Raw genomic sequence first — 26,238 nt, forward strand, 5'->3', positions numbered from 1 at the left:
CGACCTGGTCGTTGCCGGCATCTGTCGATCCGGGCCCGATCCCTGCAGCGTCAAGCAGTCGCCGAGACCGCCCGGCGGGCCGTCGGCGCCATGGAATTCGCATCGTGTCTTCTCTTCTTCCGCATACTCTTCCAGAGACCGTTCCGCCCTGGCGGCCGATCAGCATGACAGGGCGGTCACCGCAGACCTTATGCCGGGTGGGGAGGTTCGGGCTCTGTCGACGATCTTGAGACATCGGCAAGGTCACGGGCTGTGAAGCACGCGTCTGCGGAGGAGATCGAGGTTGGCCCGGCCAAATCCCGTGCGTTTGAGGAGCTTGACGCGCGTCACGTGACCCTCGACCTGGCCTGAGCTCCAGGAGGTGGAAAAGGCCGCGGTGACGGCGTCGATGTCGCGCCGCAAGCCGCTGACGAGGGAGTGCAGGGCGTGCAGATCGTCGGCGAGGACCCGGTCCATCCAGGTGGGCAGCAGGTCGCTGCGGTGGTCGCGCATCAGCTGCGGTTTCGTACGGAAGGCCAGGTCGGACCGGCCGCGGGCGAAGTGGCGGGCGGGGGTGTAAGGCCTCGCGTGCAGCGGGTAGTACACGCGGCCGTCGGTCCACACCGTGGTCACCGTGACGATGCCGTTGTCCGTCTTGCCCAGCCGGCCCAGCCACTGCCGGCCCACGTGCGCGGTCGCCGTGCCGTCCTTGCGGTCCCCGGAATCGTCGATCACGATGACCCCACCCTCGTGCGGAGCCGTCGCCGACCGCGACGGCGAATCTGTTCTCGGGCAGGTCGACTACCTCGTACCAGTCGCCGCACACGTTCAGTGACCCGGCGGCGGGCAAGTAGCGCACCGCGGTGTCCCGGTGCCGGGCCAGGTGGGGCGAGCGGAGCATGGCCTCCTGCAAGGTCAGGGCGACCTGGCGTTCCCGGGCGTGGGCTTGGCGTAGTTCCTCGTTCAGTCGCTTGAGCTCGCGCGCCCGCGCGTACAGTTCGACCTCCATCGCCTCCGTGTCGCTGAGCGCCCCGCCTTCTCGCGGGCGGGGGTGGGAGAGGATGAACGAGGTCACGTCCTCCCCCCGGTGGATGATCCACTCCACCTGCCCATCCGGCCCGAGCACCGGGGTGTTGATCGCGGACCACCACCGCTCCTCGAACACGCCGGGCCGGTCGTCCACGGGAATGCCGTACTTCATCGGCGCCATCGTGTCCGGCTCCTTCGAGCGCAAGACCCGGTGCAGGGAGGCGTGCAGATTCCGAAACCCCTCAGCATCCGGGTCCGCCGGATTGCCAGGGAAGGCATCGAAGAGGTACCGCCCGAGCAGATCCTCACGAGTACGGCCGGTCACCCGGCAGGCCGCCTCATTGACGTCGGCGAGCACCAGATCCGGGCCCAGCACCATATACGGGGTGGGGGTGACCGCGAACAGCGCCTGGTAGTCGATCCCCGGCCTCGCCACACGGCGCGGCCGTGCATCCTCATCAGGGCTGTTCTCGTCCCTCACCCTTATGTTCTACCGTTCGTCGGCGCCCTCGGCACCCTCGGCGCACCGCCTGCCCTCGCATCTGCCACGTGCCCTCATGACGACAGCCTCTAGGGACCGCAAAGGCGCTGGCGCAACCGCGCCGAACGGTTGCCCGCCAACTCTGCCGATCAGCTCGCCGACTCAAGTGCCCAGTTACGGCGGGTCGTGCGATCACTCGGGCCGGACTCGCCAACTTCGTGAACATCCGCCAACTAGCGCGAACAGTCACAGTTGGCCTAGGAGAAACGCCCGCTTCCGGCGGCCCGCGCCGAATCGGACAAGGGGTCCGTGGTCGGGCCGACCACGATCGGACAAGGGGTCATGGTCTGGGTTCTAGTGGTCGTCGCAACACTTCCGCTTTGCGTTGATAGTTTGTCGAGAGTCTCGGCGGGCGTCCTCCAGCCAAGGGTCTTGCGGGGCCGGCTACGTCGGCATGCTCGCCGGCCCCGCCGCCATCGGCTGGTTGACCCACCTCGTCGCCCTGAATCACGCCTTCGTACTGCTGATCATGCTGTGTGGGATCACCGCCGTAGCCGCCGGGATCCTGCGCACCGGATCCGACCGCACGAGCGAGATGGCGGCAAGTTGCAGCTGAACGCCCCTCGGGATCCGGAGGAACCCACGACGATGTCCACCGACCGCAGCATCGTGCTGTTCGACCCCTTTGGGGTCATCGCCCGCCACCAACGCCCAGGCGCTCTGGGAAAGATGGCCGCCCGCTGTCACACACCGAGGTCGCCTTGCTGTCGAACATTCCCTCCGACCACGCGGACGCCTTCCTTGCCGCGCAGCCCTGGCTGCACAATCTGGACCACGTGGCCTTCTCCGGGAAGATCAAAGCGGCGAAGCCGGCCTCAGCTGCCTTCCATCACTGCGTCGTCGCCATGCGGGCCGCCCCGACCGACTTCCTCGTCGTCGACGACCGCGGGGAGAACGTACGCGCCGCGCAGGCCATGGGTATGAACCGGACACGTCTTCACCGATCGCGACGAGCTGGCAGCCGTCATCGACACCTGATTGCCGACTCGAGGACTCACGCGGAAATGACACATCCCTCACCATCCAGGCCTTCTGGTTGGCCCGCGGCCCGGCCCGTCGGCAGGAACAACAGCCCCCCATGGCGGCCGCGGTGGCGAGCAGGGACTCCCCGGTGACCTCGAGGCTGAACAGGCCAGTGATCGCGGCGGCGGGCTCTCTCGATGCCGGAGGAAATCACCGAAGGCGTCGACGAGGCCCGCAAGGTGAGCGAGGGCTGCGACGCGCTCTTCACCAAGCCCGAAGCCCTGCATGCCAGGTCGTTGAGCTGAAGGTGCCCGGTGCGCTGGAGGCATCGCCGCGCATGTCAGGTGGTCGACGGCCCGGCTGTCTGCCGCTATGACCGCAGCGCCGTGACGATCAGGCCGCTGTTGCCAGGGGTCGTCGTCCCCAGCGGATGCCCTTCTCGCTGCGGATCCGGGCGCGTTCGCGGCGTTGGGCGGCCAGCAAGTCGGGGTGGCGGGCGGCGCCAGCGCAGGTAACGGTGCAGCTCGCGGGTCTGGACGGTGTGGTTGGGGTGGTGGAAGTTGGCGAGGGGTGAACTGTCGCAGCGGTCCGAAGTGCGCTTCGATCGGGTCGGCCCATGAGGCGTTGGTCGGGGTGAAGCACAACTCGACCTTGTTCCTCTTCGCCCAGCGGCGGATCTTGTCGCCCGTGTGCGCGGAGAGGTCATCCAGGATGATGTAGATCGAGGCGCCGTCGGGGCGGGCGGCCCGGATCGACTTCAGGACCGCGAGGGTGTTGGCCGTGCCTTTGCGGCGGCGGTTGACGCTGTCCTTGCCGAAAACGTCGTCCGTGCAGGTCACGCGGCTTGTTGGTACTCGTGGAGGATGCCACCGAGTCGGTCGCGTTTTCGTGTGTCGAGGCGGGCGGTCTGCCCCGGATCGGTGATCGGTGGGGGCAACGAGTGCAGTGGGCGGGCGTTGGCGATGCATTGATGCGGTCGATGCCCGTTGTAGAACTGCTCGAACTCCCTCAGCGCGCGGAGCAGGTGGTGACGGTTCCAGATGAGGGTGCGGTCCAAGAGTTCGTGGCCGGTCTGCACCCACCGTTCCGTGGTCGAGTTCATGCGCGGTAGTCGCACGCCGCTGAGGACTACCCCGATGCCCGCGTTGGTGAGGACGGTGTCGAACAGTACGGGGAACTTCCCGTCCCGGTCCCGGAACATGAACCTTGCCCGGCAGCCGGCGTCTTCGAGGTCCATGACGAGGTTCTTCGCGGCCTGGGTCACCCAGGCCGCGGTGGGATACGCAGTGGCGCCCAGGACCCGGATTCGCCGGCTGGCGCGCTCGATCACCACGAAGACGTACCACCGCGCCCCGGACAAGGTGACGGTCTCCAAGAAGTCACACGCGACAAGGACGTCCGCTGGGGAGCGTAGAAACCTTCACTCCGGGACCAGCAGTTCGCCGTGCACGCGCCGGTACCCCCAGCTCGGGTTCTCACGGACCAGGCGCAGTACGAGGGCCCGGATGGAGCGGACGGTGCGGGCTTGGCCTCCGCGGCGGGGCCGGGAACGGGCGGCGTGCCGGCGGGCGACCAGGTCACGGTGCCAGCGCGGGATCGTGTCCGGCCGCACCAGCAACCGCATACGAAGCAGCGCTTCCCTCGGAAGGTCAGACAGCAGCACCGCCAGCAACGCCCGGTCCCCCGGTGCGTACTGGACTCGCTGCCCGTTCAGATCCCGTTGCAGCACGGTGATCTGATGGTGCAGAGCCAGGATCTCCACATCCATGTCCCGGATGCTCACCGGCAGCAGTCGCGGCATCGCGACCATGCTGGTCACGCTCAGGCAGGCGAGTTTCAACAGCACGAGCGACCATCACGCCGAGGTGATCGTCATCTCCGCCAGAGCACTGCGTCGGCCTCAGCATCCACGGAACGAAGATCACGGCACACGGACTCTGAACAGGGCGGATGAAGCTATCGGCAAGGGCGACCTGACGAAGGTCCACCAGTAACTCCTAATTTAGGAAATATTATTGACGCCCGTCGGTAACCGCTGCAAGATCCTGGAAACAAACAGCAGGCGCACAGGCATTGCCTGGTCCGAAGACCGACCGCCGCACCCTCCGCGAGGGAGCGGTACCTCGGACTCACGACCAGGACGGGTCGGCACGCCTGATCGATCGGACAGCGAAGGTCCCGATGTGAAACGACATCTCACCGTCCTCCTCGCCCTCCTGACCGGCTTGCTGGTCGTGCCGGCACAAGCCCACGCCGGCCCGGCGGCCGGCACTGGCGCCGTCACGGCGCCAGCACCTCAGCAGGCGCTGAGCCCGACGCCGTACATGGGCTGGAACACCTACTACGCGCTGGGTGGCGATCCGACCGAGGCCGAGGTCAAGTCAGTAGCCGACTACCTGGTCAGCAGCGGCCTGCGCGACGCCGGCTACCAGTACGTCTGGATCGACGGCAACTGGGCGGCGCCGACCCCGCGCAGCTCGGCCGACGACCTGGTGCCCAACCCCGACCAGTTTCCGAACGGACTGAAGCCGCTGGTCGACTACATCCACTCCAAGGGCCTGAAGGCCGGCATCTACACCGATGCCGGCCCGTACATCCCGGGCAAGTGCGGCCTCGGCAGCCACGGCTACTACCAGCGCGACGCGGACCAGTTCGCCGCCTGGAAGTTCGACGCGGTCAAGGCGGACTACCTCTGCGGAATCGCCGCGAACCTCGACCCCAAGACCGTCTACACCGAGTTCGCGCAGGCGTTGCGGAACAACGCCAGCAAGCGCCCCATGATCTTCAACCTGTGCAACCCGGTGACCTCCCCGGACTGGGGCAACTACCCCGAGGAGCAGCAGTCGACGAACTCCTGGACCTATGCACCGGCGATCGCGCAGTCCTGGCGGACGTACACGGATGTGGGTTTCGTCGGCGAGATCAAGTACAAGGACGTGCTGCGGAACTACGACGCGAACGCGCGGCACCCCGAGGCCGCCGGGCCGGGGCACTTCAACGACCCGGACTACCTCGGACCTGAGCTGGGGATGACCGACGAGGAGTTCCGTACCCAGATGACGCTGTGGTCGGTGGCGGCCGCGCCGCTGATGATCGGCAGCGACGTCCGCAAGCTCAGCAAGACCTCGCTCGACATTCTCGAGGACCGCGACGTCGTCGCGATCAACCAGGACTCCGCCGGTGTCCAGGCCGTCCGCGTCGGGCCCGCCGGTACGACGGAGACCTGGGTGAAGCGTCTTGCCAACGGTGACCGTGCCGTGGTGCTGCTGAACCGGGGCGACAGCCCGGCGACCCTCACCACGAAGGCGTCGTCGGTCGGGCTCTCCGGCCACCGGTTCACCCTGAAGAACGCCTGGACCGACCAGGTCACCGAGAGCGCCGGCACCATCAGTGCCGCCGTCCCCGCCCACGGCGCGGCCCTGTTCCGGGTCGGACCGGCAACGGGCAAGCCCGGTGTTCCGCACGTCGTCGCCGGCCTGCCGCAGGTGACGCAGGTCGGTGGCGACGCGGTGCCGGCCGGCACCGCCCCGCTCGTCGCCGGCGGCGACCAGGCCCGGGTCGAGGTCACCGTCCGCAACGACGGTGCGCAGCCGGTCTTCGCGCCGCGGGTCGAGTTGACGGTGCCCGACGGCTGGACGGCCCGTCCGCTCGGCAAGGCGCCGAAGCTGCTGAGCTCCAACCACTCCGCGACCTTCGCCTTCATCGTGACCCTGCCGGGCACCGCCGCGCCGGGCAACGCCGCACTGACCGCCACCATGTCGTACGAGGTGATCGGCAAGAGACGGCTGCGGCAGGAGACGACCACGGCGGTAGTGGTTGCACCGGCGGCGCCGGACGGCGACGTCGTACTGTCGCACCACAAGTGGATCAGCGCCACAAGCGGGTGGATGAGCCCGACAGTCGACCAGAGCGTCGGTGGCTGGTCGCCGATCAGCATGCTCGACAAGGTCTACCCGACCGGTATCGGGGTCGCCTCGCCCTCCACGATCCGCTACTACCTCGGCGACCAGTGCAGCCGGCTGACCGCGACCGTCGGCATCGACGATGCGGTGCGCAACGTCGGCCCGGAGGGCGGCACGTCGTCCTTCCAGGTGATCGGTGACGGCCGGGTGCTGTTCGACAGCGGTGTGCTGACCCGCGACGACATCCGCCAGGTCGACATCGACCTGACCGGCGTCCGGGTGCTCGACCTGGTGGTCGACGACGCCGGCGACGGCGGCTACAACGACCGCGCCAACTGGGCCGGTCTGAACGCCACCTGCTGATTCGGCTCGGCCGCACCCAGGTGACACCTCACCTGAGTGCGGCCGATTCACCAAGACTTTGAGACGCCGTGGCGCGGATACCGGTAGTTCGTCAATTTCGGCGATGGCGTGGGTTGACGGCTGGTCCGGTTGGTCGCAGGTCGGTGGCAGGAGTCAACTGCCATGCTGGGGGCTGCAGATGACGGCTCGCCGTCCGTGTCCGCCTGCGCCGGGGCCGTTGGAGGAGTACGCGGCCCGGTTCGACGACCTCTTCTTCAGCCTGGCGCAGCGGCGGGGGTTTCGCGAGTATCTGACCGGGCTGCTGGCGCCCCAGGAGCGGAACAAGACCATCACCTGCCTGGCAGGGGCGGAGCCGGTGGCGGGTGCGGGGATGCCGGGGGTGCAGCGGCTGCAGTTCTTCCTGTCCGAGTCCCCCCGGGGAGGCCGAGCAGGTCAACGACCGGTGGCTTGAGCTGCTGCGGGAGGAGTCGGCGACGGCTCCGCACGAGGGTGGGGTCATCGTGATCGACGATTCCGGGGACCGCAAGGACGGCACGGCGACCGCGCACGTGGGCCGGCAGTGGCTGGGCCGGCTGGGCAAGACGGACAACGGCATCGTCACGGTGACCACGGTGTGGACCGACGGCCGCGTGTACTACCCGCTGCACGCGAGGCCTTACACCCCCGCCCGCCACTTCGCCCGCGGCCGGTCCGACCTGGCCTTCCGTACGAAACCGCAGCTGGCCGCAGCCCTCGCGGCCCGCGGGAAGGAGGCGGGCTTCGGCTGCCGGGCAGTGGTCGCCGACTGTGCCTACTCCGTCAGTGCCGACTGGTACCTCGCACTGCGCGAGGCCGGCCTGCCTTACGTGGTGGCGCTCAAGCCGCACCGCGGCACCTGGGCCCCGGCCGACCAGCCGCACACCCCCATCAAGGGTGACGATCTCCTTCGTGGACCACGGCACCCGTGCCGAAGCGGGATCCGGCCGGCCGTCCGCTGAGGTTTTGCCCGTGTTTCTCTGCCCGGTCGCCCTCCGGCTGGCCCGGTCACGGGTCGACTTCGCTGCCCGCCAGCAAAGTCGGCCCGCTTCGTCGTGCCAGTACTGCTGGACCCAGACCTGCCGCAGGACCTGCACGGACCTCAACTCCCGCAAGGCAGGCGGGGCATCACCGTGCTAGACGGCGCACAGGCTGCGCAGCCCGTCCTCACCCACCCGCAGCACCCAGGCGATCAGTGCGTCTTGGCCGCGGGGAAGCCGGTCGTAGCGCACCGGTCGGCCGTACCGGTCTGCCCAGTCAGGAGTCACGAGAGGGGCCGGCCATTCCTCACCCTGCAACGCGAGGTCCTCCAGAGCACAGCGCAGCGTCTCAGTGACAAGCTCTCCCCGGTTCAGACGGCGCACTGCCACCAGCACATGGATGGAATCCGTCCGAATCCGTCCCCGCCGCCTGACCAGCCCGGCTTCTGCAAGGCGGTCCACGACCAGTGCCAAGAGCCGGTCCGCGCGGTCGCCTTCGGCCACCCGGCCACGGAATTCGCTCAGGACCGTGAAGTCGAAGCCCGGATCATCCAGCTCCAGGCCCAGACAGTACTTCCAGTCCAGGCGGCAGCGGACTGCTTCCGCTGCCTGCCGGTCGGTGAGGTTCTCCGCATACTGCAGCACCGACACGAGAGCCAGCCGAGCCGGCGACAGCCCGCGCCGTCCGTCAGCCGGATACCAGTCGGCGAAGTCGCCAAGTACGGGCTCCAGGTTCTGACCGAGATCAAGAACCGCGGCGTCGAGGACGTGTGCATGGTGGTCTGCGACGGCCTGAAGGGCGTGTCCGACTCCATCTCAGCGGTCTGGCCGCAGGCAGTCACGCAGACCTGTGTCGTCCATTTGATCCGGGCCTCGTTCCGCTACGCGGGCCGCCCGGACTGAGACAAGATCTCCCGCGCGCTCAAGCCGGTCTACACCGCGTGACGGCAAAGGCCGCCGAGGACCGCTTCCTGGACTTCCAGGAGGAGTGGGGCGCCAAGTATCCAGCGATCGTGCGGCTTTGGGAGAACGCCTGGGCCGAGTTCGTGCCGTTCCTCCAGCTCGACACGGAAATCCGACGCGTTGTCTGCACCACGAATGCGATCGAGAGCGTGAACGCGCGCATACGCAAAGCGGTCCGGGCCCGCGGGCACTTCCCGAACGAGGCCGCGGCTCTCAAGTGCGTCTATCTCGCCGTCATGAGCCTGGACCCCACCGGGCAGGGACGCAAACGCTGGACCATGCGCTGGAAGCCCGCACTCCAGGCCTTCGACATCGCCTTCGACGGCCGACTCTCCGTCGGCCGCCGCTAACTCACACCACCCGAGTTACACCGTTGGCTGGACAGACCCGTCCAGTGTCGTGCGGGCGGCGTCCGGGACCGGTCCGTCGGCCAGAAGCCGGGCACTGAGGACGGGGTCGTAGTACCGCCGGACGGTGCGGAAGTCCACGTCATCGACCAGGACTCCGTGGCGCATTCCCACTCGGTCTCCGGCCGGACGGACACCAAGCGGATGCGCTTCTGCGCGTCGATGCCGCGCTCGTACCCGCCGCCCTGGTGGCCTCGATGGCCAGCGGCTCCAGCGTCGTCTTTGGCCGGCACTGGGGCAGAAGCGACAGACGGTAGTCTTGCGGCCAAATCACCGCGCGAGACGGAAAGTGACTCACTGTGACCTCCGGAGCTGCCGTTCCCAGGGGTCTGCTGCAGGCTTGGGTGACAGGTTCGATCACGCGGCCCGGAGGGCCGATGCGGTCATGACGGTCTCGAATTCGACGGGGGTCAGCCGGCCGAGCGAGGCTTGTCGGCGGCGTTGGTGGTAGGTCCTCTCGATCCAGGTCACGATCGTGATCCGCAGTTCCTGACGGGTGGCCCACGAACGGCGGTCGAGGACGTCCTTCTGCAGCAGACTGATGAAGGACTCCATGGCCGCGTTGTCGCCTGCCGCCCCGACCCTTCCTGTCGAACCGGCCATCCCGTGGCCGTCGAGCGCCCGAACGAATTCCCGTGACCGGAACTGGGCGAGTTCAATTGGTCGTTGCAACACCGGGCTGTTGCAGCGAGCGTAGCTGCTCTTCGAAGACCTCGGTCGGCGTCCGCCAACCGAGGATCTTGCGGGGCCGGTTGTTGATCGCCATGGCGACGGCTTCGAGGTCCGTGGACGACCACCGGGACGCGCGGCCCGTAGTTCCGCATTCTCCTGCATGGTCGTCCCGGGCTTCACCCCGTCATCAATGTCCGCGCGGCGCATCCACTGCGACAGCGTCACCCCGTGGACGCCGAAGTCGGCGGCCACCCGCTCCAGCGTCACGCCCGGGCCGCGGCTCCTCGCGACCCGCACGACGTCCCCGCGGAACTCCTCGGGACAAGGCCTGGGCACAGCGACATCCCTCCCACCCGCCCCACAGGGCAAGCCAGTTCAGATGTCACCCGATCGTGCAGCAGATCCCGGCCCCCGGGACGCCCAGATCGCTCGCCTGAAGGCCGAGAACGACACCCTCCGAGACCGCATCGCCCGCCAGAACGCAACGCTCGAGAACCTGACCGAGTTCAAGATCCTTGCGCTGTCCCGCATCGCCGCCCAGCACGAGGAGATCACCCGGCTGCGCAGCCCTCAGCCCGCCACCGGTACGCCACACGCGGCCCGCCTCATGGCCGTTTCCGGCGGCAGTCAGACCATCGGTTCCTGCAGCTGAGGCATGGGGGGGAAGGCTCACTGCGTGGGGAGGAGCTCGGCGAGCTGGCCGCGGATGCGGGTTTCGATCGCGTCGCGGCTCGGCCCGCGAGAAGGATCGGACCGGATTTTGGCGGTACCGGGCTGAGGGCTGCGTTCGATGTAGGCGTCCGTGCGTTCGTCCAGTAGTGCTGGTGCTCTCGCGCTTGGCAGTCAGGATGGCTGGACTTGGTCGAAGAGGGCGAGGGCTTCGGCGGGGTTCGGGCTCACGAGGCGTTCCAGACCGGCCGTCGTGATCTTCGCCCACCTGCCGGCCCGTGCCCACATCTGTTCCTCGAAGGCGCGGACGGCCTCGTCCAGATCTCCAGGGCCGGTGGCGATGGACTCGGCGAGTTCGGCGCCTTCCAGCATCGCGAGGTTCGCGCCCACCCCCAATGGGGGCATCAGATGGGCGGCGTCGCCCAGTAGCGTCACCCCGACGACGTGGGTCCAGGTGTGCGACACGGGCAGGACGTAGAAGGGGCGGTGGACGAAAGCGGTGCCGTGGCGGAGGAGGTCGAGGACGGGAGCGGCCCAGCCGTCGAACAGAGCCAGCAGGCTCGATCGCACGGCCTCGACGTCGGCCGGGTCCAAGTGTGTGTGCCAGTCCAGCGGCGCGCGGAATTTGGTGTACACCTTGACGTGGCCGCCGCTGTTGCGCTGAGCGACGAGGCTTCGGTTCACGCCGTACACAGCCACGGAACCGTCGCCGATCAACCGGGCGAGGTCAGGGTGGCGGGTGTCGACGTCGTCGAGGGAGGTCTCGACCGAGGTGACGCCGGTGTAGTGCGGCGTCACCGACGAGACTGCCGGGCGGATCCGGGACCAGGCGCCGTCCGCGCCGACCACGAGGTCGAACGTCTCCTGTCGCCCGTCCGCGAAATCGACCAGTACGCCATCCCGGGTCCCCGGCACCACCTGCGTCACGCCCCGACCCCACTGGACGTCGAGAGGGCCGAGCAGCAGGTCACGGAGTTGCCCACGGTCGATCTCTGGATTGGCCCGGTCATCTGGACGGGGTCGCCAGTCGCGCAGGACGGTCCCGTCCACGTCCAGGATGCGCATGGCCTGCCCCTCGGGGCGAGACAGCGTCTGGAGATCCGCCAGCAGTCCCGCCTTGTCCAGCGCGAGCTGGCCCAGCCCTTCGTGCAGGTCCAGCGTGCCGCCCGGGGGGCGGGCGTCGGGGGCGGGATCGCGTTCGAGGACGGCGACGGGGAAGCCATGGCGGTGCAGGACACGGGCGAAGGTAAGGCCGGCAGGGCCGCTCCCGACCACGGCGATACGATGTCTCATACCGATACACTGTATTTCCCCATTGCGACGCAACGCAACAGAACGGTGTGACCATGACTGTGTGGGACCGGCCGGAGCCGCCAACTCGCCCCGTGCCGCTCGACCGGGAGCGGATCGTCGCAGCCGCCATCGCGCTGGCCGACGAGGGCGGGCTGGAGGCGGTGTCGTTGCGCAAGGTCGCCGCCCGGCTGAACGCCGGCCCGATGCGGCTGTACGGATACATCTCCACCAAGCAGGAGCTGTTCGACCTCATGGTGGACGAGGTCCAGGCCGAGATTCTCCCCGAGGAGCAGCCCGGTGACTGGCGGGAGGCGCTGCGCGCCCTCGCCCATCGCACCAGGCAGGCCGCTCTCCGTCACGAATGGCTGGCCGATCTGCTCGGCGGCCGCCCGGCCCTGGGCCCGAACGGCCTCGCCGTGACAGAGGCCAAGCTGGCCGCCCTCGACGGTCTCGCCGACGTCGACACCGTCATGCGCGCCGTGGAGACTGTCAGCGCCTACTTCACTGGCGCGATCAGGCGCGAGATCGCGAACCTGCGGGCCGAGCGCGCCACGGGCCTGTCCAAGCGCGACTGGCAGCGCGCCTCCGGCCCGCACGTGACGAGCATGTTGGCCACGGGCCGCTTCCCGGCGCTGGCCAAGGCCGTGTACGACGGCACGGACGTGGACGCCGCTACATCCTTCGCGATCGGCCTGGACTGGGTCCTCGACGCCGTGGCCGCCAAACTCACCAGGCCGTCGGCGTGACACTCAGCTCTCGCCGAATACCGCCAGAGCCTCGAAGCCGCCGGCTTCACGAACATCGAACTCAGCCCCACCCATTCGGTCGCGGACGGCATGCACTCCGTACCATCGTCCGCGCCACCAAGCCCACCACCAGTCACAAGGCTGAGGCAAGCGCGACCAGCGATTCCTACTGCGGCGTCAACGCCTGCTGCGCGATGGCCGAACAGGCCGACGCCCCGATCAACGCCGTCGCCGAAACCAAGAGCGCCCTGCACGAGGGCATCGACGTCCTTGCCGGCGATCCGCCTGGCCGGCGAACTCGGCGCCATCGATTGGTACCAGCGTGTCCTGGTGACGACGGGGAGAGGTTGCGGGAGTTCGGCTGCCTGCTGGACATGCGCGGCGCCAGCGTCTTATCTGGCCGACGAGCGTGAACTGGGCCGCATAGCGGCCGACGCCGACATCGACTCACTCACGCTCTCCTTGGTCGGTGGCGGGCATCTCCTGTTCGCAGACCGCGACCCCGGCCCGCCGGCCACGGCAGCCGTCAACAAGCTGGTGACAGCGGTTATCGCCGATGCCGTGCAACGACGACCGTCCAGCACCCCCCGGATCGTCAGTGAAGGACTGGGGGGCTGGTGAGGGTCTGGCCCAACCCGTGGTACCGGCGATACCATCGGTACCATGTCGCAGCCCAAAGCCATGAACCTACGTTTTCCCGATCCGGCCCAGCGCGCCGCAATCGAGGCCGCTGCACGGCAGGAGGGCGTCAGCTTGCAGGAGTACATCCTGTCTGCTGCCTACACCCGTGCCACTGCCGTAGAGGCGCGATTCCTCGACGCCTTCAGGGAGTCGATGTCCCGGAGCAGCGAGACGTTTGCCGAGGGGGCCGGCACTGCCGATCCCAGCGGGGAGCTGCGCGCCGCGGAGCTGGCTGCGCGGCGCGGGCTTGAGGAGCAGCAGGAGCGGGGTCACTCCGCGTGACGCAGCACGAACCGCTCCACCCTCTTGATGTGACCTTCCTGCTGCACGCAGCCGAGTTGCTGCCCGGCGATCCGCAGGTGGACGACTACGGTCCCCTCTACGCGGCCGTCGCCCGGGTCAATGCCCGGGCCCTGGAACGCGACATCTACGGGTCCCTGTATCTCAGGGCGGCCGCGCTGCTGCAGACGCTGGTGAGGCTCCCGTATCTGGAGCACTCCAATGACGCTTTCGCCTGGCACTGCGCGGAGGCGTATCTGGTGCTGAACGGGTGTCGTCTCGACTATCCGCCGAAGGAGGCGGTCGCCCTGGTGCGGGACGTGGCTTCCGGGGCGATGGGTGTTGGCCTGGTCGGCCGTCAGTTGCGTGCGTGGAGCGTCTCCTGACCCCGTTGGTGTCTTGAGCCTCCTCTCGGGTCTCGCCGTCCGCCCCTGAGTGCGGACGGCGAGCCTGCTCGAAGGCTCTTCCTGAACCTCGCGGCGCCCGTTGGGCGCTTTTTTCGTTTATGGATGGTCGGGGTACCAGGGGGCGAGGCGCAGGAGGAGGTGGAGGGTGCGGCGGGCGGCGGTTCGGTGAGCGGGGTGTGGGGTGTGGGGCGTAGGCGACGCCGAGAGCGAGGGCGGCGGTGAGGGCCAGGGGCGTCAGGAAGGCGACGCCGGCGTAGGCGAGGGCGGTACGGACGACAGCAGTGGGGGCGAGGAGGAGTGCGGCGGCGGCCGTGCGGGTGGGCCGGCGGCGGCGGGTGGGCATGAGGGTGAGGCTCGGACGTTACCTGGACTAGGAGCCCGAGGATGCCCTCGCCCTCGTGCGCGACTTTGCGCAGGGCCTGCTCGGTGCACCAGCCCAGCGTGAACTGCTCGGTGGTGTGAGGGGCCACGGTGTCGAATTGTCCATGCCGGGTCCTGAACATGCTGATCGGGCGGTAGCCGACGTCAGTCGGCCGACGGCCCGGACAAGGCGTCGACGAGGCTGAGGAGCCCTCGCAGTGCCGGCGCGGTGCCCGCCGGCTGGTGGGCCAGGGCGAGGCCCACGGTGGGCGTGGGCGCGGTCACGCGCTTGAGTCGCACCCCTGGTACGCGCAGCGCACGAGCACGTCCCTCGGGCACCGGGGCGATGCCGGTGCCCGAGGCGACGCTGAGGAGGAGTTGCTCGTCGTCAGGTTCTTCCCGCACGATGCGTGGCCCACCGTCGGGCCACAGCTGCCGGGTGATCAGGTCGTACATTCCGGGGGCGTTCTCGCGCGGCCAGAGGATCACGGGTTCGGCGGCGATGTGTCCGCGGGTAACCCTTCGTTGGCGGGCGAGAGGATGCTCCGCGGGGACGGCCACGAGTAGTTCCTCGCGGGCGATGTGCCGGCACTCCAAACCCTCGCCGCTCAGCGGCGGCCGTACGAAGGCGGCGTCCAGCCTCCCGGCCAGCAGCTCGGCGATGTTGTGCGCGGTCCACCCCGTCCGTACGACGAGATCCACGTCCGGATGAAGGGTACGGAACTTGGCGAGGAGGGCGTCGACAGGACCGCCGCGGGCGGAGCGGGTCAGGGCCAGGCGCAGTTGCCCCTGCCGTCCGCCAACGGCCGCACGGATCCGTTCCTGCGACGCGGCCACGTGGGCCAGCAGTTCGCCGGCTTCGCGGGCCACGACCTCGCCGACGACGGTCAACCGGCAGCCCCGGCTGCCTCGTTCGAGCAGTGGAGCGCCTATGTCCCGTTCCAGCGCCCTGATCTGCTGGCTCAGGGCGGGCTGGGCGATGTGCAGCCGGTGCGCGGCCCGCGTGAAGTTCAACTCCTCGGTCAGGATGAGGAAGTACCGCAGCCGCCGCAAGTCCATCCGCCAACTATAAGCACGGCTTATGGCATTGACCATGACTGGTCTTGGACAGGTCGTCAACTCCCCGCCGACAGTGGGAAGCACACGGTTCGGCAATCAAGGGGGAGGCATGGGCGACAGGTTCGACGCGGTCGTCGTCGGCGCCGGGGTCATCGGGCTCACCACCGCACTGCGCCTGCAGCAGGCCGGTGCCCGCGTCGCCGTCGTCACGGCCGAGCCGTCCGCCGAAACGACGTCCTCCGTCGCCGCAGCCGTCTGGTACCCGACCCGCACCCGGTTCGAACCTCGTGTACTGGACTGGGCCACCCGCACCTACGACGAGTTCGCCCGCCAGGCGGCGAACGGGGTACCCGGCGTGGCCATGCGCCCCACCCGGATGCTGCTGCGCAGCCAGAACCACGACGCCCCCTGGTGGGCCATGGCCCTTCCCGACCTCCGCACCCTGCGCGGGGACGAGGTGCGGGCCCCGTTCAGCGGCGGCTGGGCGTTCACCGCCCCGACCGTGGAGATGTCCCGCTACCTGCCCTGGCTCCAGCAGACCTTCTCCGCGGCTGGCGGCACGCTGATCCATCGCCGCATCGACGCCCTGGAACAGGCGGGCATATGGGCTCCCGCGGTGGTGAACGCTTCCGGCCTGGGCGCCCGCGCCCTGTGCGGCGACACCGAAGTGCGGCCGGTGCGGGGGCAGTTGGTCCTCGTCGCCAACCCTGGGCTGCACACGTCCGTCCGTGACGAGGACAACGCCGAGGGTTCCACCTACGTCCACCCCCGCAGCGCCGACATCGTCCTCGGTGGCACCTTCGAGATCGGCAAGTGGGACACCACCCCATCACCGGTCACCGCCGCCGCGATCCTGCGCCGCTGCACCGAACTGCTCCCGGAACTGGCAGACACCCAAGTCCTCGGCCACCAGGTGGGCCTGCGGCCCCACCGAGACGGCGGCGTCCGCCTGGAGGCCGACCCTCGCCCGCACGGCCGCGTACGCCGGCTGGTGCACAACTACGGCCACGGAGGCGCCGGAATCACCCTGGCCTGGGGGTGCGCGAACGCCGCGACCGCCCTTGTCGCCGGGGCCGTTCGGCCGGGATGACCCTCTGCCGACCTGACGACCTGCCGCTCGCAACTCCCCTTCGTCAGTACTGTTCCCTCCTCAAGGACTGGGTGTGCGCCGATGGATTCCGTCGAACCCGCAGAGATCAACACTCCCGCCACAGCGGCCGGTGGGACGCGACCGAAACCCGGCGGGCCTCCGGTGAACCCCCCCGCCAAGGTGCGCCGCCGCACGCTGCTGCTCGCCGCGCTCGGCATGACAGCCGTCGCCGTCCCGTTCGCGGTGATCGAGTCGAGAGCCGACGACGACGCACCCCGCAAGGTCGTGTTCACCCTCCCCGACGGCTACGCCTCCTGCGTGGCGTTCAGCCCGAATGGAAAGACGCTGGCCGCCGGCCTGTCCTCGCTCCGGGGCACGGGCAGCACGCTGCGGTTGTGGGACGTGGCCGAGGGCACTGCGACCGCTCCCTGGCCCGACCAGATCGAAGACGTGACGAAGATGGCCTTCAGCCCGGACGGCAAGACCCTGGCCACGACCGGCGCCCTACAAGTGTCCCTCTGGACCCTGGGGGATCGCACCGGCATCGCCCTGACCCATCCCCAGCTCCCCCTGGACCTGGCGTTCGCCCCGGACGGCAGGACCCTGGCCACCGGTGGCCGTTACGGGGCGGCCTGGCTGTGGGACCTGTCGACCCGCACCGTCACCGCAATGCTGAAGACCCAGGGCATGGCCGTGGTCAACGCCGTGGCGTTCAGCCCGGATGGCAGGACCCTGGCCACGGGCAGCGCGGACCTCACCGTGAGCCCGGTCCGGCTGTGGGACTTGCTCACCCGCACCGTGCAGGCCACCCTCGACGCCCCGCTCTGGCACGGCTTCAAGCCCGTCGCGTTCAGCGCCGACGGGCGAAGCCTGGCCACCGGCAGCGCCGACAACATCGTGCGCGTGTGGGACGTGGCGACCGGCAGCGTCGACGCCACGCTCACCGGCCACACCGCCCCCGTGACGACGGTGGCGTTCAGCCCGGACGGAAACACCCTGGCCACCGGGAGCGACGACAAGACCGTGCGGTTGTGGGACACGAGCACGCTCGACGTCTTCCCCATCGACACCCTCACCGGCCACACCGACCAGGTGACATCGGTGGCGTTCAGTCCGGACGGCAAGACCCTGGCCTCGGCCGGCCTCGACTCCACGGTGCGGCTGTGGCCGAGACGGTGACCCCGACTCCCTTGTAGACCACGTCAGTTGACAATTGGGGGGACCCAGTCATGGCTGTCAGAGACGCAGAGCCCGCAGCCGGAACGATGTTGCGCGGCAGAGGCGGAACCGCGCACCTGGAGCGCGAGACCGTCCAGCTGGACCGGGCAGGGATCCGGCTGGTCATCCCCCTCGACGCGATCCGGACCGTCCTTGTCGCCAGGGGCAGGCGCACGAGCGCCGAGATCCGGCTGAACTCGGCGGTCGCCCGAGCCGAGCCGGCAACGGTCTGCGCGATCAGCTCCCGCAGCGCCGAGGAGGTGGAGGCCTTCGCGCGCGCCGTCAACGCGGCGCTCCCGCAACGGGACAAGGCCGAGAGACGCATCGACGGCGCGGCCCTCGTGACGGCCAAGGAGAGCCCCTGGACGCCCAGGACACGGCCCAGAGCGTTCCTGTCCTCGGCCCAGTGGTGGGCCTTGTCCACGCTCACCTGCCTTTTCACCCTCGGCCTGCTGCTCCCCGTGTCGGCGGGCGACGGGCGCCTCGCCCAGTTCTGGACCGGCACCTTCCCGATGCTCGTGTACGGCTGCTTCCTCGCCCGCGGCACGTGGCGCGCCACGGTGACCTGGTGGCTGCTGCACCGGTACGGCGTGACGACCGTCGCCAGATGTGCGGGCTACAGCCCCCCGGGCGATCCTGCCCTGTCCGGAACCGTCGTGTACGCGTTCACCGACACCAGCGGTACGTCTCACACCTTCGAACGCGCGGGCGGCCCGTCGGCGTCCGACAAGTGGATCTCGTACGACCCGGCCAGACCGGACTTCGCCAGGGGGCCGGGACAACCGTCGGCCAGGACCCTGATCCTGCTGATCCGCCTCCTCGTCGGCGTGCCGGTCATGCTCGCCATGGCAGCCTACCTGGTGTGGTATTTCACCACCGCGATGCACGCGGAAATCGCGGACTTACCCGACTGCTTCCATCGGGACTGGTGAGGGCGCGGCAACGGGGGCCGGGCCGCCGGCGAGTGCCAAACCAGCCTGTTCGCCGCCCATCCGGGTCAGGCGCGCACGTCCCGCTGCTGGACTTCCGTGAGCACTCCGGCCACCGCCAAGAAGTCGTTGTCCACATGGAGGACGGTGTGCCCGTGGTGAACCGCTGAGTTATGCCTATGACCTGTTGCGTTGGTGGCGGTGGCTGCAGTTCTCAACGTTGAATGGGACAAGGTGACCTCGGCGGAGGTGCGCGAGTTCGTTCTGTGGCTGCAGCGGACTCCGAAAACGCGTCGGACCGCCCGGAAGAAGTCAGCGGCCACCGCGGGCACGATCAATCCGATCACCCGCAAGCAATACCAAGGGGACCGGTATCGGGTCCGCACGATCCGCCACAGCAACGCGGTGCTCCGCAGCTTCTACGAGTTCTGGATCGAGCAGGGTGCCGGTCCGCTGGTCAACCCGGTTCCCCAGGAACGCCGTGGGGGCCGACGGCCGAACGCACATCACAACCCGCTGGAGCCGTTCCGACCGGAGGGTCGGCTGCGTTACAACCCGCCGCTCCCGAAGCGTCGTCCACGCGCGATGCCAGACCAGCAGTGGGACACCTTGTTCGGGGCTCTGCGCTCGGACCGTGATCGCGCGCTCGCCTCGTCGGTTATCAGCAATGCCAGCCGAGCCGGCGAGGTCCTCGGCATTCGTTACGGCGACATCGACTGGGGTGACCAGCTTGTCCGGGTCACCCGTAAGGGATCGGGGGCCGCGCAGTGGCTCCCGGCCAGCGCCGACGCCTTCGTCTGGCTACGGCTCTACCTCGATGGCGTCGACCCCTTGGCACCAAGCGACCCAATCTGGTGGGCCCTGCGACGACGGCGCCGGGGCGACGGGGCCGCTGATTCGGCAACCGCTGAACTACGACGCACTATGAGCCGTCCTCCGGCGCGTCAATGAGGTCCTCGGCACCAACTGGACCATGCACGATCTGCGACACACCTGCGCCCTACGGATTCTGCGGAATCACTGAGGTTGATCCCCGGGAGTGGACACCGGGTTTCATGCGACGAGTGACAGCGTACGTGATGTGGCCAGTTGCTGTTCGAGCTCGGCTGGTGTGAGGTAGCCGAGCGCGGAATGCCGACGGCGCCGGTTGCGCGGATCCCGGTAACAGCGGACGCAGACGTCCGGTCGGCCCTGTGCTGCCTCCTTTCGGTGATCCGTCAACCCTTAACTCAGACGGGAAGTTCGGTGATGCTGAGGGCGAAGTCCAAGTTACCGACCCCATGGTTGGCGAGGCCCACCGTGACCACGCCCGCTCCTTCCAGCCAGTGCGCCATTTTCAGGCCGCCGACGTCCAGCGGGCGCAGCCCGAGGCTCTCGACGAACGCCTCCACACTTGCCTTGGCCTGCGCATCATCGCCAGCGATGAAGACGTCGGGCCGACCCTTCTCCAGGACATGGCGGAAGACGGTGTTGAACGCCTTCACCACGCTGGCGCTTGCCGGGGCGGCCTTGGCGACTTCCTGCGCGATCGAGGTCTCCTCGCGGTGGGCTAGCCCGTCGAACGTGGAGTTGAAGGGATTGCTGATGTCGACGATGACCTTGCCCGCGAGAGAGTCTCCGTACTGGGCGATGGCCGGCACGACGCCGTCGTACAGCAGGGCCACGATGACGATGTCCCCGGCCGGGGCGGTGCCCCATTCTCCCGTCGTGGTGCCGCCGCCGAGAGCCTTGGCCAGGTCAGCGGCCTTGGACTGATCGCGGCCCATGACCTCGACGGTGTTGCCGCCCGCCACCGCCCGCGCGCCGATGGTACGGGCCATGTTCCCGGTGCCGATGATGCTGATGTTGCTCATGAGATGTCCTGCCCTGGTTGTGGTTGTTCGGTTCAGATGGCGGTGGTGCCGCCGTCGGCGACGAGTTCCATGCCGTTGACGTAGCTGGAGTCGTCGGAGGCGAGGAAGAGGGCGGCGGTGGCGATTTCATCGGGGCGGCCCATCTGGCCGCGGGGGATGAGGGACTCGAACTGACGCTTGGTGGCCTCGTCGAAGAGTTCTTCCTGCTTGGCGGTGGCGACCTGGCCGGGGGTCAGGACGTTGACGCGGATGCGGCGGTCCTTGAGCTCGTTGAGCCAGACGCGGGCCCAGGCCTGCTGGACGGCCTTGCTGCCGGCGTAGACGCTCCAGCCGGGGAAGGCGCCGAGGGAGGCGTTGGAGCCGGTCATGAGGATGGAACCGCCGTCGTTGAAGAGCGGGAGGGCCTTCTGGACGGTGAACAGGGTGCCGCGGGCGTTGAGGTAGAACGCGGCGTCGAAGTGGGCCTCGGTGATCTCGCCGAGCGGGGCGGGCTCGCCCCCTCCGGCGCTGGCCCACAGCACGTCGAGGCTTCCCTTCTCCCGCTTGACGGTGTCGTACAGGCGGTCCAGGTCATCCAGGTCGGCGGCGTCGCCTTGCACGCCGGTGACGTTGCGGCCGATCTGCTTCACGGCCTCGTCCAGGGCGTCCTGGCGGCGGCCGGTGATGAAGACGTGCGCTCCCTCGTCGACGAACAGCTTCGCGCCGGCCAGCGCCATGCCGGTGGTGCCGCCGGTGATGACCGCGACCTTGCCGTCAAGCTTTCCCATGGTCGTTCCCTTGAGTCGGTGGTGCCGTGTGTACCTGGGGCGACGGTGTTATGTACACCGCCCTGTGTGCTTACGGTACTGGGCGGGCGGCCGGGTCGCAAACTATGTACACCGGTCGTTACCTAGCCGCGGTACGATGGAGCCATGACGGAGTTGGAGAAGGGCCCCACGGGCCGCCGCCGCGGCCGGGGCGCCCGCGAGCGCATCATCAGCGCGTCCCAGCAGCTGTTCCGCGAGCAGGGCATCAACCGCACCGGCATGGACCAGCTGTGCGCGGCGGCCCAGGTGTCCAAGCGCACGGCCTACCAGCACTTCACCGGCAAGGACGAACTCGTCGCCGAGTACCTGCGCCGGTTCGACCCCTCCGTTCTGTCCGGCGTGTTCGACCGCACCGACCTCACGCCCCGCGAACGGCTCCTCGCCGCCTTCGACATCCCCCCCACCACCCCCCTGTGCCCCTACATCGCCGCCGCCGTCGAACTTCACGACCCCCAGCACCCCGCATCCCAGTACGCGCGCGACTACAAGGAGGCCGTCGCCGCGCGGCTCGCCGACACCGCCCGCGAAGCCGGCGCCGCCGACCCTGAACAGCTCGGCGAGCAGCTCGCGCTGCTCATCGACGGCGCCGCGGCCCGCACCCGGGTCCTCAACGCCGACGCCTTCCCCACCGCCGCCGCCATCGCCGCCGTCCTCATCGACAACGCCATCCCCGCCACAGCCAGCGATGACCGACGACGGGAGGAAGTGTCGAGTTAACGTGGCACATCGCGGCCGGGCTGGACGCGCTACCGGTCACGCGGCTGCACCGGCTGGCACGCGATACCAGCCGCCCGGCACCTGGCATTGTAGGCTTTTACGGAACTGGCCGCCCCGCCCGCCTGTTGAAGGCCGCAGCAGAAGCCGCCGGGGAGAATGGCGACCCTCGAAGGTTGCAGGAGTTCGAGGCCGTCGTCTCGGCCCAGGACGCTGACGCGCCGCCGGTTCGAACAGACGGCTGATCACATACGTCCGTACGCGGTGGCGCATGAAGAACTCGTACGCAGCTGGCTGTTGAGAGCGGGGGCGGCTCGGGCTATGTCGCCGATTCGACTGGGGCTCAGGGTGACGCGCTTCAGTGTGCGCCAGTGTTCCTTGAGCTCGGCGGCGGTGCGCTCGCCGAGGGCACGAAGGTCTCTGATCAGGGTGTTCGTGGTGCGGGTGTCGGCGTCGAGAGCTTGTTCTGACTTCCCCTTCGGGCGGCGGACCGGGACGTGGACGCCGATACCGGCGCCGATGTAGCCCTTGTCGGCCAGGGTCGGCAGGCCGTCGGCGGCCGCCTTGTACAACGCGGGCAGGACGTACAGCCGGGCGGCGGTGATGTCCGGGGTGGAGCCTGGCTCGGCATCGGAGACCCACAACGGGGTTCCGTCAGAGGCCGTGAGGAACTGGACGTTACCGCCGAAGCTCTTATGTTTCTGGCTGAACCACAGGTCGTTGCCGTTGTCCCGGGTTCCGGTGAGGCGGTCGCTCTCGATGAGCATGCCGTCGAGGATCACGTGACTCATCCCCTCTTCGCGGCAGCGGTTCAACACCTCGTGCAGGTCGGGGGCTTGAGCGGCGAGGACGTCGATGGCCTCGTGCAGGTAGCGGTAGCCGGTGGCCTGTGAGACTCCGGCGTCCCTGGCCAGGCAGTGCACGCAGCCGCGCTCACGGAACCAGCGCAGCACCATGACCGCCTGCCGGAATGTGCCCAGGACCCGCGACCCACGGGGCGTGTTGAGGCGCCGACGATGCGCGGCGAGCAACCGGGAGAGGTGCACCACGATGTGGCGCGGGACATCGAGCGTGGCAGCATAGGTGACCAACGTGAAGCCTCTGGTTCAGCGGACGATCTTGTGGTGAGAACCGTCCTACCAGGGGCTTCACATGCATCCACCACCGGGCTCGTCGCGACCGATCCGACCATGGATGTGCGAATCAACCCGCTTTCATGAAGATCATCGCGGAGCGGTCCTGGAAGCCGCCCTGCTCGAAGCCGCCTGGCAGGAACTGGTGGAGGCTTCGCCACGTTCACCATGGACGGCCATGATCGGATACACCGCGCCACGCTCGAAGGCTGCCGCCACGTCGTTCCCGTTCATGACCGTCTGCAGCAGCAGTGCGCACAGCAGCCCGCAAGCACCGAGCACGATCCCGGTGACGCCCAGCCACCGCGCCGCGCGGCTGCGCAGGAGGTGGCAACGGCGAGATGCCCGGCTGGGCGGGTGAGGTTAGGAGGTGGCGGCCAGGGTCAGCCAGGCCGCGTTCGCGGTGAACTTCCCCGACGGCAGGTGAGCTAGGGCGGAGTCCTCGAGATCGGCGAACACCTGCTCCAAACAGGCGTGACCACGGTGCATCGGCTCGGCGTCGGCCAGGACGAAGCTGCTGTCGGTGAAGATGACGTGGTGGCGCCAGACACTGAACAGCTCGCTCTGCCCCTCGGGCACGGACGCGGGGTTCAGGCGCTTGACGCGGCGCACGATGAGCCGGGCCGTGGTGTGAAGCACCTTCTTCTCGCTGGTGAACGCGGTGAAGGGAGCCTCGGCGATCTCGGCATCGGAGATCCAGCGTTTTTCCTCGGCGTCCCACACCGAGGTCGTGTACTGGATGGGCGTCCAGGCGTCGTCGGCGATCGCGGCGATGGCCTGGCGGATCTTCTTCTTGACCGCGACCGCGAGGGAGAACCGCGCCCCGTGTGCGCGGCAGGCGGCGACGACCTTGTGGGAGAAGTGCGCGGAGTCGGCGCGGACGATGATCTGGGCGGTAATGCCCATCGCGCGGACCGTGGCCAGGGCCTCGCGCAGCAGCGACGCGGCGCCCTTGCCGGAGTTGGCCGAGTCCTTGCGCAGCCTCGTCGCCACGATCACCGGCGCGCAGGTGGACGTCTTGACGGTGACGATCTGGAAGTGCAGGCCGCGCCGTTTGGTGTAGCCGAAGGAGGCGCCCTGCTTGGCCGGCCCGTACACGGGCTTGACCTTGGAGTCGATGTCGACGAACACCACCTCGTCACCGGTGGGGACCAGGCCGGTGTGCGCGGCCAGTCGACAGGTGAACGCCCGCATAGCGGACTCCAGTTGACGCACATGCCCCCAGGTGAACGCACGCAGGAAGGTGCCGAGTGTGGACGGGGCACGCACGCCGCCGAACAGGCGGGGCAGCCCGCCGTGGCGCAGCACGTCCAGATCGTCGATGCTGTCCGCGCCGGCCACCATCCCGCCCACGATCGACAGGGCCTTCGCGTCGGCGGCCGTCCCGGCACCGTTCTTCGCGCCGGTGAGTTTCACCTTCTCGGCCACCAGGGCAGGCAGGCCGCACCGCACGGCCAGCCGGATCGTGGGGATAAGCCCGGCATGCGCGATCAGGTCGGGGTCATCGAACACGGCGAACAGCTCCGCGGGCCTGTGGGAGACTTTCACTTACGAGGTGCCTTGCTGTGAGCGGCGGATGGAAGCGTAGGAACTCCCATTCTCGCAGGTCAGCGGGCACCTCTTCTCATTTCGCCGTCCACAGGCCGACCGTTACGCGGTGGATCCAGGCTGAACAGCTGCCGCAGTGGCGCGATTCTTCCCATCCCGTTTGGCGCTGATCGTCGCGATGACAGCTCCCTCGCCGACTGGGAGCGACATGTCAACGAGCAACGCCCGTGCCATCGGGCAGGGCGTTGCTCGAGATGGTCTGTTTCAGGATGCCTTTTGGTCGGCGGGCTTCTCGATCTCGGTGGTCACCCGTGCCCCTCGGAAGAGCACCGGGAGCCACAGGAGACATGCCAGCAGGGGGACCGCGGCGTAGGTGGCCATGCCCACACTGGAGCCCAGCCCGTCCATGAGCGCGCCGAGGACGAGATAGCCGATGCCGATGAGCGCCGACTCCACGAATGCGATCATCGACAGCAGGCTCGCCCGGTGGCGCGACGGCACGGCCTCGTTGAACACGTTGTCCACGATCACGGCGGTGATCTCGGGAATCCCGACCAGGGCCAGGAACGCGGCGATGGTGACCCAGACAAGGCCGAGGCCGCTCAGGCCGAGTGCCGCGGCGAGCGTCAGGAGGGACACCGGGACTATGACCCGATACCCGATGCGCCGGTCCGCGCGGTCCGACAGCAGCGGAGTGAGCCCGCCAGCGAAGAATCCCGCCGATATGACCACGCTGACCAATGCGGTGCCCGCTCCCTGATCGGAGAGGGTCTTCTGCCCAAAGATGATGTACGGCGTCAAAGTCGCATGCATCAATCCGGACACCACGACAAGCGTCACGAGCGCCGGCGTGGCGACCCGAAGCATCGCCCGCCATGCTGTGGCGTCGCCGTGCTCCTCGGCTCCGTCCTGCTCGTCCACCGCGTCCGCGCCGCGGATCTCGGGCACCCGTGACATCAGCACCACCACGGCTAGGGCGACGCACGCCGCCGAACCGACGTAGACGACTCCCCAGGAGATCTGCTGCAGTTGGCCGCCGAGGACGATGGCGGCTCCCGAGGTGACCGTCCCGAGCATGGTGAGCCGGGACTTGATCTTGACGTAGTTGGCCGTTGCACCACGACGCACGAGCAGGTCGTACAGCAGGGCGGTGTCCGAGCCGGACACACATGCCATGCCCACGCCCTGCCCGATGAACAGCGCCAGGAACACCCAGTAGTTGGAGAACGTCCCCTGGCCGAGAAGACATCCAGCTATCAGCATCTGGCCGATCACGATGCTGGCACGCCTGCCGATTCGGTCGGCGATGACTCCCGTCGGCAACTCCGCAAGTCCGCTGACCAGGTAGAGCAGTGTCTGCAGTAGGGCCACTTGCTCGGCGGAGAAGCCTCGCTGCTGAAGGAAGAGGACGAATACGCCGCGCTGGAACAGCGTGTTGGAGAGCACGGCGTATACGTAGAACGGGCGCGTGACACTTCGTGCTGCATTGTCAACTGCAGCCGACCCGCTAAGGGCCTCCGTGGTGCCGGTCATGCTGCGGGCTCCCTGGTGACTCCGGTGATCATTAGTGTTGGGCCTCCGCCGCCGACCGGAACCTCCAGTCCATACTTCGCGCAGGATATGGGCCGGCCATCCGGGA

General features: G+C 68.6%; 23 protein-coding genes and 10 pseudogenes. 16 read left to right on the forward strand and 17 right to left on the reverse strand.

Features of this window, described 5'->3' with window-relative positions:
- Positions 1-243 precede the first annotated feature (243 nt).
- The 3 genes and pseudogenes from OG819_RS34885 to OG819_RS34895 form a co-directional block, all read right to left on the reverse strand.
- Positions 244-492: a transposase gene (locus OG819_RS34885; RefSeq protein WP_266655414.1), complete on the reverse strand. Its 249-nt coding sequence runs from the start codon at positions 490-492 to the stop codon at positions 244-246.
- A pseudogene (locus OG819_RS34890) lies at positions 493-717 on the reverse strand (transposase); the annotation flags it as partial.
- Between the two features lie 22 nt (positions 718-739).
- A pseudogene (locus OG819_RS34895) lies at positions 740-1,444 on the reverse strand (PAS domain-containing protein); the annotation flags it as partial.
- Positions 1,445-1,925: 481 nt separating this feature from the next.
- Here OG819_RS34895 and OG819_RS34900 point away from each other — a divergent pair.
- Both OG819_RS34900 and OG819_RS34905 read left to right on the forward strand, forming a co-directional pair.
- Positions 1,926-2,105, forward strand: a pseudogene (locus tag OG819_RS34900) (MFS transporter); the annotation flags it as partial.
- 220 nt (positions 2,106-2,325) lie between these two features.
- A complete protein-coding gene (locus OG819_RS34905; RefSeq protein ID WP_266655416.1) occupies positions 2,326-2,664 on the forward strand; it encodes an HAD-IA family hydrolase in 339 nt (112 codons plus the stop codon).
- A 241-nt stretch (positions 2,665-2,905) separates the two neighbouring features.
- On the opposite strand, the pseudogene OG819_RS34910 reads toward OG819_RS34905, so the two are convergent.
- Positions 2,906-3,315 (reverse strand): annotated as a pseudogene (locus OG819_RS34910) (transposase); the annotation flags it as partial.
- 32 nt (positions 3,316-3,347) lie between these two features.
- Positions 3,348-4,358, reverse strand: a pseudogene (locus OG819_RS34915) (integrase).
- Positions 4,359-4,695: 337 nt separating this feature from the next.
- Between OG819_RS34915 and OG819_RS34920 the strand changes: the two are divergent.
- The 3 genes from OG819_RS34920 (at position 4,696) to OG819_RS34930 (ending at position 7,754) form a co-directional block, all read left to right on the forward strand.
- The gene (locus tag OG819_RS34920) at positions 4,696-6,777 is read left to right on the forward strand and encodes an NPCBM/NEW2 domain-containing protein (RefSeq protein WP_266653118.1); all 2,082 of its coding nucleotides are present in this window, start codon (positions 4,696-4,698) and stop codon (positions 6,775-6,777) included.
- Positions 6,778-6,994: 217 nt separating this feature from the next.
- Complete coding sequence (locus OG819_RS34925) at positions 6,995-7,228, forward strand: transposase (RefSeq protein WP_266653120.1); 234 nt, start codon at positions 6,995-6,997, stop codon at positions 7,226-7,228.
- Positions 7,229-7,277: 49 nt separating this feature from the next.
- The gene (locus OG819_RS34930; protein WP_266653122.1) at positions 7,278-7,754 is read left to right on the forward strand and encodes a transposase; all 477 of its coding nucleotides are present in this window, start codon (positions 7,278-7,280) and stop codon (positions 7,752-7,754) included.
- A gap of 174 nt (positions 7,755-7,928) precedes the next feature.
- Here the strand turns inward: OG819_RS34930 and OG819_RS34935 are convergent, their stop codons facing one another.
- A complete protein-coding gene (locus tag OG819_RS34935; RefSeq protein WP_323139432.1) occupies positions 7,929-8,504 on the reverse strand; it encodes a transposase in 576 nt (191 codons plus the stop codon).
- Between OG819_RS34935 and OG819_RS34940 the strand changes: the two are divergent.
- Positions 8,481-9,085, forward strand: a pseudogene (locus tag OG819_RS34940) (transposase); the annotation flags it as partial. The gene OG819_RS34935 and the pseudogene OG819_RS34940 overlap by 24 nt on opposite strands.
- 15 nt (positions 9,086-9,100) lie before the next feature.
- Here OG819_RS34940 and OG819_RS34945 read toward each other — a convergent pair.
- From OG819_RS34945 to OG819_RS34955, 3 genes and pseudogenes are all read right to left on the reverse strand, one after another.
- Positions 9,101-9,250, reverse strand: coding sequence for a hypothetical protein (locus OG819_RS34945; protein WP_266633941.1), 150 nt, complete (start codon positions 9,248-9,250; stop codon positions 9,101-9,103).
- Between the two features lie 249 nt (positions 9,251-9,499).
- Positions 9,500-9,793: pseudogene (locus OG819_RS34950) on the reverse strand (integrase core domain-containing protein); the annotation flags it as partial.
- A gap of 4 nt (positions 9,794-9,797) precedes the next feature.
- Positions 9,798-9,944, reverse strand: a pseudogene (locus OG819_RS34955) (IS30 family transposase); the annotation flags it as partial.
- A gap of 249 nt (positions 9,945-10,193) precedes the next feature.
- On the opposite strand from OG819_RS34955, the gene OG819_RS34960 reads away from it, so the two are divergent.
- Positions 10,194-10,466, forward strand: coding sequence for a hypothetical protein (locus tag OG819_RS34960; protein WP_266633939.1), 273 nt, complete (start codon positions 10,194-10,196; stop codon positions 10,464-10,466).
- 191 nt (positions 10,467-10,657) lie between these two features.
- On the opposite strand, the gene OG819_RS34965 is transcribed toward OG819_RS34960, so the two are convergent.
- Entirely contained in the window at positions 10,658-11,776 is a 1,119-nt protein-coding gene (locus OG819_RS34965; RefSeq protein WP_266633937.1) for an NAD(P)/FAD-dependent oxidoreductase, read from the reverse strand.
- 53 nt (positions 11,777-11,829) lie between these two features.
- On the opposite strand from OG819_RS34965, the gene OG819_RS34970 reads away from it, so the two are divergent.
- From OG819_RS34970 to OG819_RS34990, 4 genes and pseudogenes are all read left to right on the forward strand, one after another.
- Entirely contained in the window at positions 11,830-12,522 is a 693-nt protein-coding gene (locus tag OG819_RS34970) for a TetR/AcrR family transcriptional regulator (protein ID WP_266633935.1), read from the forward strand.
- 378 nt (positions 12,523-12,900) lie between these two features.
- Positions 12,901-13,143: pseudogene (locus OG819_RS34980) on the forward strand (hypothetical protein); the annotation flags it as partial.
- 42 nt (positions 13,144-13,185) lie between these two features.
- On the forward strand, positions 13,186-13,485 hold the full coding sequence (locus OG819_RS34985; RefSeq protein ID WP_266633933.1) for a DUF1778 domain-containing protein: 300 nt from the start codon (positions 13,186-13,188) through the stop codon (positions 13,483-13,485).
- The gene (locus OG819_RS34990) at positions 13,482-13,868 is read left to right on the forward strand and encodes a fic family toxin-antitoxin system, toxin component (RefSeq protein WP_266653124.1); all 387 of its coding nucleotides are present in this window, start codon (positions 13,482-13,484) and stop codon (positions 13,866-13,868) included. Before OG819_RS34985 ends, OG819_RS34990 begins: the two co-directional genes overlap by 4 nt.
- Positions 13,869-14,414: 546 nt before the next feature.
- Here the strand turns inward: OG819_RS34990 and OG819_RS34995 are convergent.
- Positions 14,415-15,308 (reverse strand): LysR substrate-binding domain-containing protein, encoded by an 894-nt coding sequence (locus OG819_RS34995; protein ID WP_266653126.1) that lies wholly within the window; start codon positions 15,306-15,308, stop codon positions 14,415-14,417.
- Between the two features lie 109 nt (positions 15,309-15,417).
- On the opposite strand from OG819_RS34995, the gene OG819_RS35000 reads away from it, so the two are divergent.
- The 3 genes from OG819_RS35000 (at position 15,418) to OG819_RS35010 (ending at position 18,548) form a co-directional block, all read left to right on the forward strand.
- Positions 15,418-16,398: an FAD-dependent oxidoreductase gene (locus tag OG819_RS35000; protein WP_266653128.1), complete on the forward strand. Its 981-nt coding sequence runs from the start codon at positions 15,418-15,420 to the stop codon at positions 16,396-16,398.
- Between the two features lie 162 nt (positions 16,399-16,560).
- The gene (locus OG819_RS35005) at positions 16,561-17,577 is read left to right on the forward strand and encodes a WD40 repeat domain-containing protein (protein ID WP_266653130.1); all 1,017 of its coding nucleotides are present in this window, start codon (positions 16,561-16,563) and stop codon (positions 17,575-17,577) included.
- 50 nt (positions 17,578-17,627) lie between these two features.
- A complete protein-coding gene (locus OG819_RS35010; protein WP_266653132.1) occupies positions 17,628-18,548 on the forward strand; it encodes a hypothetical protein in 921 nt (306 codons plus the stop codon).
- A gap of 65 nt (positions 18,549-18,613) precedes the next feature.
- Here the strand turns inward: OG819_RS35010 and OG819_RS58715 are convergent.
- A pseudogene (locus OG819_RS58715) lies at positions 18,614-18,715 on the reverse strand (VapC toxin family PIN domain ribonuclease); the annotation flags it as partial.
- Positions 18,716-18,746: 31 nt separating this feature from the next.
- Here OG819_RS58715 and OG819_RS35015 point away from each other — a divergent pair.
- Entirely contained in the window at positions 18,747-19,496 is a 750-nt protein-coding gene (locus OG819_RS35015) for a hypothetical protein (protein ID WP_266633921.1), read from the forward strand.
- A gap of 278 nt (positions 19,497-19,774) precedes the next feature.
- On the opposite strand, the gene OG819_RS35020 is transcribed toward OG819_RS35015, so the two are convergent.
- Together OG819_RS35020 and OG819_RS35025 are read right to left on the reverse strand one after the other, a co-directional pair.
- Positions 19,775-20,398 (reverse strand): NADPH-dependent F420 reductase, encoded by a 624-nt coding sequence (locus OG819_RS35020; protein WP_266633919.1) that lies wholly within the window; start codon positions 20,396-20,398, stop codon positions 19,775-19,777.
- 32 nt (positions 20,399-20,430) lie between these two features.
- Entirely contained in the window at positions 20,431-21,165 is a 735-nt protein-coding gene (locus tag OG819_RS35025) for an SDR family NAD(P)-dependent oxidoreductase (protein ID WP_030354521.1), read from the reverse strand.
- Between the two features lie 144 nt (positions 21,166-21,309).
- Here OG819_RS35025 and OG819_RS35030 point away from each other — a divergent pair, with 144 nt between their 5' ends.
- On the forward strand, positions 21,310-21,921 hold the full coding sequence (locus tag OG819_RS35030; RefSeq protein ID WP_030354522.1) for a TetR/AcrR family transcriptional regulator: 612 nt from the start codon (positions 21,310-21,312) through the stop codon (positions 21,919-21,921).
- Positions 21,922-22,163: 242 nt separating this feature from the next.
- Here OG819_RS35030 and OG819_RS35035 read toward each other — a convergent pair whose 3' ends face one another.
- The 3 genes from OG819_RS35035 to OG819_RS35045 all read right to left on the reverse strand — a co-directional run bounded on the left by OG819_RS35035 (position 22,164) and on the right by OG819_RS35045 (position 26,132).
- Positions 22,164-23,009, reverse strand: coding sequence for a transposase family protein (locus OG819_RS35035; RefSeq protein ID WP_266653134.1), 846 nt, complete (start codon positions 23,007-23,009; stop codon positions 22,164-22,166).
- Between the two features lie 405 nt (positions 23,010-23,414).
- Positions 23,415-24,599: an IS1380 family transposase gene (locus tag OG819_RS35040; protein ID WP_266653136.1), complete on the reverse strand. Its 1,185-nt coding sequence runs from the start codon at positions 24,597-24,599 to the stop codon at positions 23,415-23,417.
- 264 nt (positions 24,600-24,863) lie between these two features.
- On the reverse strand, positions 24,864-26,132 hold the full coding sequence (locus tag OG819_RS35045) for an MFS transporter (protein ID WP_266653138.1): 1,269 nt from the start codon (positions 26,130-26,132) through the stop codon (positions 24,864-24,866).
- Positions 26,133-26,238: the final 106 nt, after the last annotated feature.

The organism is Streptomyces sp. NBC_01549 (genome assembly GCF_026339955.1).
Taxonomy (GTDB): Bacteria; Actinomycetota; Actinomycetes; order Streptomycetales; family Streptomycetaceae; genus Streptomyces.